We start from the raw sequence: 14,245 nt of genomic DNA on the forward strand, positions 1-14,245 counted from the left end.
CGCACCCCTGCCGCGCGCAGCGCAAAAGGGCAGGGCCCCGGGGAATCCCGGGGCCCTGCCCTCAGCCTGCCGACGGCTACGCGCTCATCACGCGCGAACCGCCCGTCAGTTGTCGTCCTCGTCGATCAGGAAGCCACGCATCGGCGAAGGAGCCTGCTGCATCGGCTGCGGCGCCTGCGGCCGCACCGGCGCCATCGGCTGCGTCATCGCGGGCGACATCTGCTGCTGGCCGCCGTACGACGGGGCTCCGCCCATCGAGGGCTGCCCGCCCATGGACTGCTGACCGCCCATGGTGTGACCGCCGTGACCCATCGCACCCGCACCGGCCGGCTGCATCGACGGAGCCGAAGGCAGCGACGGTGCGGACGGGGTGCGCGGCGGCGCGAGCGAGTCGTCGGCCTGGGTCTCCAGCTGACGCAGCTGCGACTCCAGGTAGGACTTCAGACGCGTACGGTACTCGCGCTCGAAGCCGCGCAGGTCCTCGACCTTGCGCTCCAGCGTCGCGCGGGCGGACTCGAGGGAGCCCATCGCCACGCGGTGCTTCTCCTGCGCGTCCCGCTCCAGGGCGTCGGCCTTGGCACGGGCGTCCCGCTCCAGACCCTCGGCGCGCGAACGGGCCTCGCCGACGATCTTGTTGGCCTCGGAACGGGCCTCCGCGATCGCCTGGTCGGCGGTCTGCTGCGCGAGCGAAAGGACACGCGCGGCGCTGTCGCCGCCGGGGCCCTGCTGCGGAAGCTGCGGACCGTGGCCGCCCATGGGGCCGCCCATCGGACCCTGACCCATGGGGCCGCCCATCGGACCCTGGCCCATGGGGCCCTGGCCGAGCTGGTTCTGACCCATGGGGCCCTGGCCCAACTGACCCTGACCCATGGGGCCCTGACCCATCGGACCGGGACCGTGCTGGCCCTGCGGGCCGGGACCGTGGCCACCGGGACCCGGCGGCAGCTGCGGGGCACCCGGGCCGAGCTGCGGCGGGCCCATCTGCGGCTGCTGCTGGACCTGCGGCGGTCCGGATATGGCGGCAGGCACCGGCGCACCCGGGCCGCCGCGTCCGTCCTGCGGCTCCGGCTTGCGCATGCCCTGCTGCTGGTTCTGCGCGGCGGCACGCGTCGCGGCAGCGAGCTTGGCGCGCAGATCCTCGTTCTCACGAAGGAGTCGGGTCAGCTCGGACTCGACCTCGTCGAGGAAGGCATCGACCTCGTCCTCGTCATAACCTTCTCGGAGGCGGACGGTCGTGAACTGCTTGTTCCGCACGTCCTCGGGGGTCAACGGCATCTCTTCTTCACCTCTACGTAGTCGTCGGCAGTCGGCAGGACCGTATCGTTCACACCCGGCTCACAATGTTGATCAGGATGTAGACGATGATCATCAGAACGAAGAAGGACAGGTCGAGTGCCACGCCCCCGAGACGCAGCGGCGGGATGAATCGCCGCAGAAGCTTGAGCGGTGGATCGGTGACAGTGTAGGTGGCCTCCAGAACGACCACCATCGCCTTGCCGGGTTGCCATGAACGGGCGAACTGGAAGACGTAGTCCATGACAAGCCGGAAGATCAGGACAATCAGGAAGCACATCAGCGCGATGTAGATCACCTGTAGTGCGATGCCCATCTCGCGCTTCCCTCTCCCCTGTCTCGCCAGTCTTCCGGCCTCCCGGCCGGGGTTGTACCCGGTGTCTTGTCTCAGCTCTGGTTGAAGAAACCGCCCTCTGCGATACGGGCTTTGTCCTCCGCCGTGACATCGACGTTAGCAGGCGACAACAGGAACACCTTCTGCGTCACCCGCTCAATGCTGCCATGCAGACCGAAGACGAGTCCTGCCGCGAAGTCGACAAGTCGCTTCGCGTCCGTGTCGTCCATCTCCGTGAGATTCATGATCACCGGAGTGCCCTCACGGAAGTGTTCCCCGATGGTACGGGCCTCGTTGTAGGTCCGAGGGTGCAATGTGGTGATGCGGTAGGGCTCCCGCTCGGACACAACCTTGGGCATGATCACCGGGGCGTTCTTCTCCATGCTCGGGCGTTCAGGTGTGATGGACGCCACGGGGGCAATTCGCGCAGGACGTCCGCTTTCCGCGGGAAGCGGGGCGGGTCGGTGGGACGCCTCGCGCTGGGCGGGCGGTGTCACGACTCGTACCGGTTCGTCCTGCTGCGACTGATGCGTGGGCTGGTGCCGCCGCCGGTCGCGCTCGGGCTCCGGCTCGGGTTCGAATTCGTCGTCGGGGTCGAACCCCGGGCCGTCGTAACCGTCGTCCTCCACGAGGCCGAGGTAGACCGCCATCTTGCGCATCGCGCCGGCCATGCTCTGAGTCCTCCGCTCTGTGGTGGATCGGCCCTTGTGCCCATGCTGCAGTGCCACCAAGCGCCCGCGATCCACGCGGCCTCCCCGCCGAACAGCGGGAATGACCATATTTTCTGCTGTGGTCCGACTTGCTTGGCGACGCTACCCGAGCCTGGGGCGAACTCCGAGTACCGCAGTACCGACGCGCACATGTGTCGCACCGGCGGCCACGGCATCTTCGAGGTCCGCACTCATCCCTGCTGACACCATGTTCGCAGCCGGATGGGCTGCGCGCAGGCCGGATGAGATTTCCATCAGCCGCTCGAACGCCGCCTGTTGCCGCCCCGCGTACGGGCCGGCGAGCGGAGCGACGGTCATCAGACCGTCGAGCCGCAGTCCTGGGGAGCCGGCCACCAGTGCGGCCAACTCATCGACACCGTCCGGCGCAACACCGCCGCGCTCGCCCCGCTCGCCCGACTCGGCGTCCAGGGCGACCTGGATGAGGCACCCGAGCTCGCGCCCTGCCCGCACCACCGAGGTGGAGAGGGAGGTGACGAGCTTCGCGCGGTCGACGGATTGCACCACATCGGCGTAACTGGTCACGGATCGGACCTTATTGGTCTGCAGTTGCCCGACGAAATGCCAGGAAAGCGGCAGATCCGCACACGCCTCGGCCTTGGGTGCGGCGTCCTGGTCGCGGTTCTCCGCGACGTGGCGCACGCCCAGCTCCGAGAGCAGCCGCACATCGCTCGCGGGGTAGGTCTTGGTGACCACGATGAGAGTGACGTCGTCCCGTTTGCGCCCTGCGGCAGCACAGGCGGACGCGATGCGTTCCTCCACATGCGCCAGATTCGCGGCGAGTTCGTCTCTACGGTCCGTCATGTCCTGTCAGTCCAGCCAGACATATCCGGCGAGCCGCCCTGTGGTGCGGTCGCGTCGGTACGAGAAGTGATCGGGCGATTCCAGCGTGCAGACCCCGGACCGCTGCCGGTCCCGGACGCCGAGCGCCTCGAGTTGCGCGTGCACACCGCCCACGACGTCGACCGAGGGGGTGCCCCAACTCGTCTCCGCCCGGGCCTCGGGGACACTCCGCGCGACCTCGTCCCGCATGTCCGCCGGAACCTCGTAGCAGCGTCCGCAGACCGCGGGGCCGGTACGGGCGACGATCCGGGCCGGGTCGGCGCCGAGCGAGACCATCGCCTCGACGGCGGCCGGAACGACCCCGGCGACCAGTCCCGGGCGCCCCGCGTGAGCGGCGGCCGCGATGCCCGCGACCGGGTCGGCGAGCAGGACCGGCGTGCAGTCCGCGGTGAGCACGGCGAGCGCGAGCCCGCGACGAGCTGTCACCACGGCGTCCACGGCGGACGGTTCGCCCGCGCCCCAGGGGCCGTCGACCACGGCCACGTCCCGCCCGTGCACCTGGTTCATCCAGACGACCCGCGCCGGATCCAGACCCAGCGTCTTGGCCGCGAGCTCGCGGTTGGCGAGTACGGCCGAGGCCTCGTCGCCGACCGCGCCGCCGAGATTGAGCTCTTCGTACGGAACGGCGCTCACCCCGCCCCACCTGTCGGTGAATGCGAAGTGCGCGCCGCTCACGTGGTTTTGCTCCGTTATCACTTCAAGAAGTCCGGTACGTCCAGCTCTTCGGCCTGGGTGTCCTGGTACGGACGGGCCGGCGGGACGTGCGGCGGGGCGACCGGCGCGGCCGGCACCTCGTTGACCGGAGCGGTCTCGACCGGGGGCTCGTCCCGCTGCGTGACGGCTCCGAGTCCGCCCAGCGGACGGGACGTCTCGCTCGGGCGCGCCGGGGCGGGCTCCTCGCGCTTGGCCGAAGCGGAACCGATCACGTTCTCCCTGCGGGTCGGCGGCTGTCCGCCGTCGAAGCCCGCCGCGATGACCGTGACCCGAACCTCGTCGCCCAGGGCGTCGTCGATGACGGCGCCGAAGATGATGTTGGCCTCGGGGTGGGCCGCCTCGCTCACCAGTTGCGCGGCCTCGTTGATCTCGAAGAGACCGAGGTCCGAGCCGCCGGAGATGGAGAGCAGCACGCCGCGGGCACCGTCGATGGACGCCTCGAGGAGCGGCGAGGAGATCGCCATCTCCGCTGCGGCCACCGCGCGGTCGTCGCCGCGGGCCGAGCCGATGCCCATGAGCGCCGAACCCGCCTCGGACATGACCGACTTGACGTCGGCGAAGTCGAGGTTGATCAGACCCGGCGTGGTGATCAGGTCGGTGATGCCCTGGACACCGGACAGCAGGACCTGGTCCGCCGACTTGAAGGCGTCGAGCACGCTGACCTGGCGGTCCGAGATGGACAGCAGCCGGTCGTTGGGGATGACGATGAGGGTGTCGACCTCTTCGCGGAGCTCGGCGATGCCGTCCTCCGCCTGGTTGGCGCGGCGCCGGCCCTCGAAGGTGAAGGGGCGGGTGACCACGCCGATGGTGAGTGCGCCCAGCGAGCGGGCGATGTTGGCGACGACAGGTGCGCCGCCCGTTCCGGTGCCGCCGCCTTCGCCGGCGGTGACGAAGACCATGTCGGCCCCCTTGAGGACCTCCTCGATCTCCTCGCGGTGGTCCTCTGCCGCCTTGCGTCCGACTGCCGGGTTGGCCCCGGCGCCGAGGCCGCGGGTCAGTTCGCGGCCGACGTCGAGCTTGACGTCGGCGTCGCTCATCAACAGGGCTTGTGCATCAGTGTTGATCGCGATGAACTCAACGCCCTTGAGGCCGACCTCGATCATTCGGTTGATGGCATTGACACCACCGCCGCCGACACCGATGACCTTGATGACTGCGAGGTAGTTCTGCGGTGCTGCCACGTCGAAGGCCTCTCGCCTCGAGTTACGTGTCGCCGCTGCGCGCTGGTTGCGCCGCTGACGACGGATGCCGATGGGACGGTCCGAACGCCGACCCGAACCCTAACCGTGAAGTTTAGGGTTACCAGTGTGTCTGTTCCTTGGACTCTCCGAACGAGACACTAAGTCGACAAGTGGCGCACGTTCAACGAACACGCCGAACCTCCCGTTTTTCTTTTCACCCTATGTGATCAGCCGTTGCGCTGCCCAGCCAGGGTGCTGGCCAGCGCATATGTGCGTCAACTCCCTGACGCGGCAGGGGCGGTGGGGGCTGTCACGTCGAAGTGCGATGCCTTCGGAACGGCTTTCATCAGCGCGGTGAGCGCCCGCGCCTTCGCCGCGCCGAACTCACCGCTCCCCCACGCGACGGTGCGGCCGCCGCTCAACTCAAGTGCCACATTGTCATACGAACTGATACGGATGGTACGCGTGTCCTTGGCTACAGGGGCCGGGAGTTCACCTGCGACCTGAACTGCTTCACGGATCAGCCGGTCCACGGGGAAGCGCAGCAGGCTCGGTGACTGACCGGCTGTCAATTCCAGAACCGGAACGCGCTTCGGCGCCCTTTCGACCGTGGCGAAACGGACGCCTTCGGCGTCGACTTCGGTGAACTCCCCGGCCTTCTTCATGAGCAGTACGGGCTGTCGTTCGGTCACTTTGAGAGCGATCCCGTGCGGCCATGAACGGACGACGTCCACCGAGTCGATTCGCGGCAATTTCTGCCGGAGCCTGGCCGCCATCGCATCGGTGTCGACTGAAATCAACGGTGCGCCGATCGGTACGGCGGCGGCCGACTTGACCTCGTCCGGGGTCAGAACCTCCGTCCCGGAGACCTTGACCCGCTCGACGCGCAGCCAAGTGGAGCCGTAAAGCAGCCAGATTCCGCCCGCCGTGAGCAGCAGGGCGAGCGCCAGCACCAGGATCACCAGGCGCCGGCCGGGGCGGCGGAGGCCGCCCCGGGGACCGCGTCCCGCGGGCGGGCGGCCGTCCGCCGGGGCCCCGCCCCGCTGGGCTCCGCGCTGTGCAGTCTGGGCACTTGTGGGGCCGGCCACGCTCGCTCCTCGCTGGGTCACGCGCCGCGGCGTGCGGCAATCGCCTCGTACACCATGCCGACGAGCAGGTCGTCGGCGTCCCTGCGGCCGAACTCGGCGGCTGCGCGGGACATCTCGAACAGACGGTGCGGATCGGCGAGCACCGGAAGGACGTTGCCCTGCACCCACTCGGGGGTGAGCTGTGCGTCGTCCACCAGCAGGCCGCCGCCCGCGTTGATCACCGGCTGGGCGTTGAGCCGCTGTTCGCCGTTGCCGATGGGCAGCGGGACATAGGCGGCGGGGAGCCCGACGGCGGTGAGTTCGGCCACGGTCATCGCGCCGGCCCGGCAGAGCATCATGTCGGCCGCGGCGTACGCGAGGTCCATGCGGTCCACGTACGGTACCGGGATGTACGGCGGCATACCCGGCATGTTGTCGACACGCGGCAGCTCGTTCTTGGGGCCGACCGCGTGCAGGATCTGGATGCCGGAGCGCTGGAGCACCGGGGCGACCTGCTGGACAACCTCGTTGAGGCGCCGGGCTCCCTGCGATCCGCCGGAGACCAGCAGGGTGGGCAGGTTGGGGTCGAGGCCGAACGCGGCGCGCGCTTCCGGGCGTACGGCCGCGCGGTCGAGGGTGGCGATGGTGCGGCGCAGCGGGATGCCGATGTAGCGGGCGCCGCGCAGTTTGCTGTCGGGGGTGGAGACGGCCACGGCGGCCGCGTACCGCGAGCCGATCTTGTTGGCCAGGCCGGGGCGGGCGTTGGCCTCGTGGACGATGATCGGCACGCCGAGGCGCTTGGCCGCGAGGTAGCCGGGCAGGGCGACGTAGCCGCCGAAGCCGACGACGCAGTCCGCCTTCGTACGCTCCAGGATCTGCTCGGCGGCCTTGATGGTGCCGCGCAGCCGCCCGGGGACGGTGATCAGTTCGGGGGTGGGCCTGCGCGGCAGCGGTACGGCGGGGATCAGCCCGAGTTCGTAACCCCTCTCGGGGACGAGACGGGTCTCAAGGCCGCGTTCCGTGCCGAGGGCGGTGATGCCCACGGTCGGGTCCTGCCTGCGCAGGGCATCCGCGAGGGCGAGCGCCGGCTCGATGTGGCCGGCGGTCCCCCCACCGGCGAGTACGACATGCACCGAAATTCACCGCTCTCCGGACGGACGCTTCTTGACGCGCCGTCTCATCGACTTCCATCTCACCCCGGGCCTCCGCATGGCGAGGGCCGCCTTCGCGCCCGGTTCCTCCCGCGCGAACGCGATGAGCAACCCGACCGCGAACATGGTCGGCAGCAGGGCGGAGCCCCCGTAGGAGAACAGCGGGAGCGGGACACCGGCGATCGGCAGCAGGCCGAGCACCGCACCGATGTTGATCACTGCCTGAGCGGTGATCCAGGTGGTCACACCTCCCGCTGCGTACCTCACGAAGGGGTCCTCCGTGCGTCCGGCCACGCGGATACCCGCATAGCCTAGAGCCGCGAACAGGGCGAGTACTGACAGCGTCCCCGCCAGCCCCAGTTCCTCACCGGTGACGGCGAAGATGAAGTCGTTGTGGGGCTCGGGGAGTTGACCCCATTTTTCCACACTCGCACCGAGTCCGGATCCGAACCATCCGCCGGACGCCAGGGCGTAGATTCCGTGCACCGCCTGCCAGCACTGGCCCTGGGGGCCGATGTCGGTGGCGCCGATGCAGTTGAGGCGCGACATCCGGTTGGGGTTGCTGCTGATCAGTATGAATCCGAGGAATCCGGCGAAGGCGAGCACGCCCGCGAAGAGCCGGGTGGGTGCGCCGGCCAGCCAGAGCAGGCCGAAGAGGATCGCGGTCAGCACGATCGCCGTACCCATGTCGCCGCCGAGCATGATCAGCCCGAGCAGCATGAAGGCGACCGGGACGAGCGGCACCAGCATGTGCTTCCACTGGGTCAGCAGCTTCTTGTCCTGCTTGCGGGCGAGCAGGTCGGCGCCCCACAGGATGAGGGCGAGCTTGCCGAACTCGCTGGGCTGGAGCATGAACGGGCCGCCGAGCGAGATCCAGTTGCGGTTGCCGCCCTGGGAGACCCCTATGCCGGGGATCTGCACGAGGCACATCGCGAAGACCGTGCCCGCGAGGAGCGGGTAGGTGAACGCCCGCAGCAGCTTCAGCGGGACGCGGGTGGCGATGACCATCAGGCCGGAGCCGAGGACCGCGGCGAGGAGCTGCTTGCGGAAGAAGTACGAACCGGGCAGGTCCAGCTCCAGCGCCTTGATCATCGAGGCGGAGTAGACCATCACCAGGCCGAGCACCAGGATCAGCAGGCCGGCGCCGACGATGAGGTAGTACGCCGTCAGCGGCCGGTCCCAGGTGCGGCGCGCCTGGTCGTACAGTCCGCGTGCCCGCGCGACGGGGTTGTTGCCCCGCGGTCGCGACGGCGGCGTCGAGCGGCGCGGGGCGGCAGGGCGGCGTGCTGTCCCTGTGCCACCACGCCCGCCTCTGTCATTGGCCGGCATGTCCCTGTCCCCTCCAGCGGCCGACTACTGGCTCTCGGCGGCCAACTCGCGTACTGCGTCGGCAAAGGCCTCGCCGCGCTTGTTGTAGTTGGCGAACATGTCCATCGAGGCACAGGCGGGGGCCATCAGTACGGTGTCCCCCGGCTTCGCGAGCCCTGCCGCTTCGCGGACCGCCGCCGACATCGCCCCAGTGTCGGTCCGGTCGAGGTCGACCACCGGTACTTCCGGGGCGTGTCGCGCGAGGGCTTCGGCGATCAGGGCGCGCTCGGCGCCGATCAGTACGACACCACGGAGGTGTCCTGCGGCCCCTGCGACCAGTTCGTCGAAGGTCGCACCCTTGGCGAGGCCGCCGGCGATCCAGACGATGGATTCGTACGCGGCCAGGGAGGCCTGCGCGGCATGGGTGTTGGTGGCCTTGGAGTCGTCGATGTACGCGACGCCGCCGACGTCCGCGACATGCTCGATGCGGTGCGCGTCGGGGCGGAAGGCGCGCAGTCCGTCCCGTACGGCCGAAGGCTCCACTCCGTACGCACGCGCCAGGGCCGCCGCCGCAAGGGCGTTGGCGATGTTGTGCGGGGCCGGCGGGTTGATGTCGGCGACCTCGGCCAGCTCCTGGGCCTGCTTCTGGCGGTTGGTGACGAAGGCGCGGTCGACCAGGATGCCGTCCACGACGCCGAGTTGGGAGGGGCCGGGGGTCGCGAGGGTGAAGCCGATGGCGCGGCAGCCCTCTTCGACGTCGGCCTCGCGGACCAGGTCCTCGGTGGCCGGGTCGGCGACGTTGTAGACGCAGGCGACCGAATTGCCCTCGTAGATACGGCCCTTGTCGGCGGCGTACGCCTCCATGGAGCCGTGCCAGTCGAGGTGGTCGGGCGCCAGGTTCAGTACGGCCGCGGAGTGGGCGCGCAGCGAGGGCGCCCAGTGCAGCTGATAGCTGGACAGCTCGACGGCCAGGACGTCGTACGGCTCTTCGGCCAGGACCACGTCGATGATCGGGGTGCCGATGTTGCCGACGGCAGCCGTACGCAGCCCGGCCGCGGTCAGGATCGACGCGAGCATCTGGGTGGTGGTCGTCTTGCCGTTGGTGCCGGTGATCGCCAGCCAGGGAGCGGCTGGTTTTCCCGACGGGGTGGTTCCGCGGAGCTGCCAGGCGATCTCGACGTCGCCGACCACGTCCACGCCCGCCTCGGCGGCGGCCGCGAAGAGCGGGCTCTCCGGCTTCCAGCCGGGCGAGGTGACGACCAGGTCGGTGCCCTCGGGGAGGGTGGCCGCGTCGGCCAGGCGTACCGAAATGCCCTCGCCCCGCAGCTCGGTGGCGCGCAGGCGGTGCGTCTCGCTGTCGCCGCCGTCGACGACGGTCACCGAAGCGCCGAGGCCGGCCAGGGCGCGGGCGGCACTGATGCCGCTCACGCCGAGACCGGCGACGGTGATGTTCCTGCCGTGCCAAGTGGTCACTTGTCGGCTGCCCATCCTGCGTAGAAGAGTCCGAGTCCGACGATCACGCACATGCCCTGGATGATCCAGAAGCGGACCACCACAAGGACTTCGGACCAGCCCTTGAGTTCGAAGTGGTGCTGCAGTGGCGCCATCTTGAAGACGCGCTTGCCGGTCATCTTGAAGGAGCCGACCTGGATGACGACGGACATGGTGATGAGGACGAAGAGGCCGCCCAGGATCGCCATGAGGAATTCCGTACGGGAGCAGATCGCGAGACCCGCGAGTGCGCCGCCGAGGGCCAGCGAGCCTGTGTCACCCATGAAGATCTTGGCGGGCGAGGTGTTCCACCACAGGAAGCCGAAGCAGGCGCCCATCAGGGCCGAGGCGACGACGGCGAGGTCGAGCGGGTCGCGGACCTCGAAGCAGGCGCCGGGGTTGGTGAGGGTGGTGGCGTTGGCGCAGGACTCCTGGAACTGCCAGACACCGATGAAGGTGTACGCGCCGAAGACCATCACCGAGGCGCCGGTGGCCAGTCCGTCGAGGCCGTCGGTGAGGTTCACACCGTTGGACATCGCCAGGATCATGAACAGCGCCCAGACGACGAACAGCACCGGGCCGATCGACCAGCCGAAGTCCGTGACGAAGGAAAGCTTGGTGGAGGCTGCGGTGTTGCCGCGCGAGTCCGCGAACTGCAGGGCGAGGACCGCGAAGGCGATGCCGACGATCAGCTGGCCGGCCATCTTCGCCTTGGCCCGCAGGCCCAGCGAACGCTGCTTGACGATCTTGATGTAGTCGTCGAGGAAGCCGACCAGGCCCATGCCCGCCATGAGGAACAGGACGAGCAGACCCGAGAAGGTCGTGGGGGCGCCGGTGATCACCTTGGTGGCGAAGTACGCGATGAGCGTGGCCAGGATGAACGCGATGCCACCCATGGTCGGCGTACCGCGCTTGCCGTGGTGACCGCGCGGGCCGTCGTCACGGATGAACTGTCCGTACCCCTTGCGGGCCAGGAGCTTGATCAGCAGCGGGGTGCCGACCAGGGTCAGAAAGAGTCCGATGACTCCCGAGAAGAGAATCTGCTTCATCGGGTGGCGACCTCGCCCTCGGTGGCGCCCTCGACCAGCGCGAGTGCCACCTTTTCCAGGCCGATGGACCTGGAAGCCTTCACCAGCACGACGTCTCCTGCGCGCAGTTCACTGCGCAGCAGGTCGACGGCCGCCTGTGCGTCGGACACGTGCACCGACTCCTCACCCCACGAACCCTCGTTATAGGCGCCCAGTTGCAGCCAGGACGCTTCCCTGCCCCCGACTGCCACGAGCTTGCTGACGTTGAGCCGGACGGCGAGCCGTCCGACCGCGTCGTGCTCGGCGAGCGAATCGTCACCGAGTTCGGCCATGGGGCCGAGCACCGCCCACGTACGGCGCCCCTTGCCCATCGCCACGAGCGCGCGCAGGGCGGCTCGCATGGATTCGGGGTTCGCGTTGTAGGCGTCGTTGACAACCGTCACGCCGTCCGGACGCTCGGTGACCTCCATGCGCCAGCGGGACAGCGTGCCAGCCTCGGAGAGCGCCGTGGCGATCATGGAGGCGGACATGCCCAGCTCATGGGCGACGGCGGCCGCGGCGAGCGCGTTCGACACGTGGTGCTCACCGTACAGCCGCATGGTCACGTCACTGCACCCGGAGGGTGTGTGCAGCGTGAAGGCAGGCTGTCCGGAGTCTGTGAGCCGGACATTGTCGGCACGGATGTCGGCGTCCGCGGCCTCGCCGAAGAGCAGGACGCGCGCCTTCGTGCGCGACGCCATGGCCCGTACGAGCGGGTCGTCCGCATTGAGGACGGCCACGCCGCCCTCTTCGGCGGGCGGCAGGGTCTCGACCAACTCGCCCTTGGCCTGGGCGATCTGCTCGCGACCGCCGAACTCGCCGATGTGGGCGGTCCCGACGTTCAGTACGACACCGATCTTCGGCGGCGTCAGCTCGGTCAGATAGCGGATGTGGCCGATCCCCCGGGCGCCCATCTCGAGGACGAGGTAGCGGGTGTCCTCGTCCGCGCGCAGGGCGCTCAGCGGCAGGCCGATCTCGCCGTTGAGGGAGCCGGGCGTCCAGACGGTCGGGCCGTGGCGCTGCAGCAGCTGCGCGGTCAGGTCCTTGGTGCTGGTCTTGCCGGCCGAACCGGTGAGGCCGACGACGGTCGCGCCGAGCCGCTGCACGACGGCGCGAGCGAGGGCGCCGAGGGCGACCTCGACGTCGTCGACCACGATCGCGGGGACGCCGACGGGGCGGGTGGCCAGCACTGCTGCCGCACCCGCCTCGACGGCGCGCTGCGCGTAGTCGTGTCCGTCGACGTGCTCGCCGTCGAAGGCGGCGAAGAGGCTGCCGGACTCCACCAGGCGGGAGTCGATGACGACGGGACCGGTGACCGTGAGGGACGGATCCGGTATGTCGCTGGACTGCCCGCCGACGATGGCGGTGATCTCGGCGAGGGAGAGGGCGATCACTACTTCATCCCTGACTGTTTCTGGATGGCGGTACGGAGCACGGAACGGTCGTCGAAGGGGCGTACCACTCCGGCGAGGTCCTGGCCCTGTTCGTGGCCCTTGCCCGCGATCAGCACCGTGTCCCCGGGCTGGGCGCGTGCGACGGCGGCGGCGATGGCGGCGGCCCGGTCTGCGTCGACCAGGACGTCGCCGCGCTCGTGCACGGGCACCTCTGCGGCGCCCGCGAGCATCGCGGCGAGGATCGCGAGGGGGTCCTCGGAGCGGGGGTTGTCGGACGTCAGTACAGCGGTGTCGGCGAGACGGGCGGCGGCTGCGCCCATCGGGCCGCGTTTGGTGGTGTCGCGGTCGCCGCCGCAGCCGAGCACGATGTGCAGCTTGCCCTCGGTGACCTTGCGCAGGGCGCGCAGCACCGATTCGACGGCGTCCGTCTTGTGCGCGTAGTCGACCACGGCGAGGTACGGCTGCCCGGCGTCGACGCGCTCCAGACGGCCGGGGACGCCGGGTACGGCGGCGATGCCGTCGGCCGCGGTCTGCGGGTCGATGCCGGCGACGGCGAGTGTGACGATCGCGGCCAGCGCGTTCGCCACGTTGAAGGGGCCGGCCAGCGGGGACTTGGCGCGGATGCGCTCGCCCTTGGGGCCGACCGCCGTGAACGTCGAGTCCATCGGGCCGACTTGGATGTCCTCGGTCCGCCAGTCAGCGTCGGGGTGACCCTCGGCGGAGAAGGTGGTGACGGGCACGCCCGCCTCCGTGACGAGCCTGCGGCCGTACTCGTCGTCGAAGTTGACCACGCCGACGCGGCTGCGCTCGGGGGTGAACAGCTGTGCCTTCGCCTGGAAGTAGTCCTCCATCCCGGAGTGGAATTCCATGTGCTCGGGGCTGAGGTTGTTGAAGACGGCGACGTCGAAGACGCAGCCGTCGACCCGGCCGAGCACCAGCGCGTGGCTGGAGACCTCCATGGCGACCGACTCGACGCCGCGTTCGCGCATCACCGCGAACAGGGCCTGCAGATCGGTGGCTTCGGGGGTGGTGCGCTCGGACTTGATGCGCTCGTCGCCGATGCGCATCTCGACCGTACCGATGAGGCCGGACCGCTGGCCCGCGGCGCGGATGCCGCCCTCCACGAGGTACGCGGTGGTGGTCTTGCCCGAGGTGCCGGTGATGCCGATCTGGAGGAGCTCGCGGCCGGGGCGGCCGTAGATCTCGGCGGCCAGTTCGCCCATCACGGCACGCGGGTCGGGCACGGTGAGGACCGGCAGGCCGGTCGCCGCGGCGCGCTCGGCGCCCGCCGGGTCGGTGAGGATCGCGGCGGCTCCGAGGCCTGCGGCCTGTTCGGCGAAGTCGGCGCCGTGGAAGCGGGCGCCGGGCAGGGCCGCGTACAGATCTCCGGGACGTACCGCCCTGGAGTCGTGCGTGATGCCGGTGACCTCACCGGCGCCCGGTGCCGTGACACTCAGCCGGTCGGCCAGCGACCCCAGGGGGGTCGGGCGGACCTCGGCCGGACGGGGCGCTCCCGGATAGGTCACAAAGGCGTCCTTCTGGGTGGTTTGGGACTGATCAGCATGGTGCACGGCGGTGAGCGTACCGGGCTCACCCGGCCCGCCGCGAAGTGAGGTGCCGGGGGCGCGGCGGTTCCCGGAATCCTGGGTGATGGTCGTCACGAGTGGTTCCCGG

13 protein-coding genes are annotated in these 14,245 nt (G+C 69.7%); all 13 read right to left on the bottom strand.

Annotated features, from left to right (window positions below):
- Positions 1-105 precede the first annotated feature (105 nt).
- A complete protein-coding gene (locus tag OG707_RS08400; protein ID WP_329115995.1) occupies positions 106-1,275 on the bottom strand; it encodes a DivIVA domain-containing protein in 1,170 nt (389 codons plus the stop codon).
- Between the two features lie 49 nt (positions 1,276-1,324).
- Positions 1,325-1,609, bottom strand: coding sequence for a YggT family protein (locus tag OG707_RS08405; RefSeq protein ID WP_329115997.1), 285 nt, complete (start codon positions 1,607-1,609; stop codon positions 1,325-1,327).
- Positions 1,610-1,680: 71 nt separating this feature from the next.
- On the bottom strand, positions 1,681-2,298 hold the full coding sequence (locus OG707_RS08410; protein ID WP_329115999.1) for a cell division protein SepF: 618 nt from the start codon (positions 2,296-2,298) through the stop codon (positions 1,681-1,683).
- A gap of 141 nt (positions 2,299-2,439) precedes the next feature.
- Positions 2,440-3,159, bottom strand: coding sequence for a YggS family pyridoxal phosphate-dependent enzyme (locus OG707_RS08415; RefSeq protein WP_329116001.1), 720 nt, complete (start codon positions 3,157-3,159; stop codon positions 2,440-2,442).
- A gap of 6 nt (positions 3,160-3,165) precedes the next feature.
- On the bottom strand, positions 3,166-3,873 hold the full coding sequence (pgeF, locus tag OG707_RS08420; RefSeq protein ID WP_443071287.1) for a peptidoglycan editing factor PgeF: 708 nt from the start codon (positions 3,871-3,873) through the stop codon (positions 3,166-3,168).
- 17 nt (positions 3,874-3,890) lie between these two features.
- Complete coding sequence (gene ftsZ, locus OG707_RS08425) at positions 3,891-5,093, bottom strand: cell division protein FtsZ (RefSeq protein WP_329116005.1); 1,203 nt, start codon at positions 5,091-5,093, stop codon at positions 3,891-3,893.
- A 275-nt stretch (positions 5,094-5,368) separates the two neighbouring features.
- The gene (locus OG707_RS08430) at positions 5,369-6,181 is read right to left on the bottom strand and encodes a cell division protein FtsQ/DivIB (RefSeq protein WP_329116007.1); all 813 of its coding nucleotides are present in this window, start codon (positions 6,179-6,181) and stop codon (positions 5,369-5,371) included.
- Positions 6,182-6,198: 17 nt separating this feature from the next.
- Positions 6,199-7,293, bottom strand: coding sequence for an undecaprenyldiphospho-muramoylpentapeptide beta-N-acetylglucosaminyltransferase (gene murG, locus OG707_RS08435; RefSeq protein ID WP_329116008.1), 1,095 nt, complete (start codon positions 7,291-7,293; stop codon positions 6,199-6,201).
- Positions 7,294-7,299: 6 nt separating this feature from the next.
- Positions 7,300-8,640 carry a putative lipid II flippase FtsW gene (ftsW, locus tag OG707_RS08440; RefSeq protein WP_329116010.1) on the bottom strand — a complete coding sequence of 447 codons (1,341 nt, stop codon included), beginning with the start codon at positions 8,638-8,640 and terminating at the stop codon, positions 7,300-7,302.
- 24 nt (positions 8,641-8,664) lie between these two features.
- Positions 8,665-10,092 carry a UDP-N-acetylmuramoyl-L-alanine--D-glutamate ligase gene (gene murD, locus OG707_RS08445; protein WP_443071289.1) on the bottom strand — a complete coding sequence of 476 codons (1,428 nt, stop codon included), beginning with the start codon at positions 10,090-10,092 and terminating at the stop codon, positions 8,665-8,667.
- A complete protein-coding gene (gene mraY, locus OG707_RS08450) occupies positions 10,089-11,159 on the bottom strand; it encodes a phospho-N-acetylmuramoyl-pentapeptide-transferase (protein ID WP_329116014.1) in 1,071 nt (356 codons plus the stop codon). Before mraY ends, murD begins: the two co-directional genes overlap by 4 nt.
- Positions 11,156-12,571 carry a UDP-N-acetylmuramoyl-tripeptide--D-alanyl-D-alanine ligase gene (locus tag OG707_RS08455; protein WP_329116016.1) on the bottom strand — a complete coding sequence of 472 codons (1,416 nt, stop codon included), beginning with the start codon at positions 12,569-12,571 and terminating at the stop codon, positions 11,156-11,158. Before OG707_RS08455 ends, mraY begins: the two co-directional genes overlap by 4 nt.
- Positions 12,571-14,232 carry a UDP-N-acetylmuramoyl-L-alanyl-D-glutamate--2,6-diaminopimelate ligase gene (locus OG707_RS08460; protein ID WP_329116019.1) on the bottom strand — a complete coding sequence of 554 codons (1,662 nt, stop codon included), beginning with the start codon at positions 14,230-14,232 and terminating at the stop codon, positions 12,571-12,573. The genes OG707_RS08455 and OG707_RS08460 overlap by 1 nt, the downstream gene beginning before the upstream one ends.
- Positions 14,233-14,245 lie beyond the last annotated feature (13 nt).

The sequence above is a fragment of the Streptomyces sp. NBC_01465 genome, from assembly GCF_036227325.1.
GTDB lineage: Bacteria > Actinomycetota > Actinomycetes > Streptomycetales > Streptomycetaceae > Streptomyces.

Bases quoted from the DNA above. Each gene is read 5' to 3' on its own strand.
- OG707_RS08400 (WP_329115995.1), bottom strand. From the start codon at position 1,275: ATGCCGTTGACCCCCGAGGACGTGCGGAACAAGCAGTTCACGACCGTC.
- OG707_RS08405 (WP_329115997.1), bottom strand. From the start codon at position 1,609: ATGGGCATCGCACTACAGGTGATCTACATCGCGCTGATGTGCTTCCTG.
- OG707_RS08410 (WP_329115999.1), bottom strand. From the start codon at position 2,298: ATGGCCGGCGCGATGCGCAAGATGGCGGTCTACCTCGGCCTCGTGGAG.
- OG707_RS08415 (WP_329116001.1), bottom strand. From the start codon at position 3,159: ATGACGGACCGTAGAGACGAACTCGCCGCGAATCTGGCGCATGTGGAG.
- ftsW (WP_329116010.1), bottom strand. From the start codon at position 8,640: ATGCCGGCCAATGACAGAGGCGGGCGTGGTGGCACAGGGACAGCACGC.
- mraY (WP_329116014.1), bottom strand. From the start codon at position 11,159: ATGAAGCAGATTCTCTTCTCGGGAGTCATCGGACTCTTTCTGACCCTG.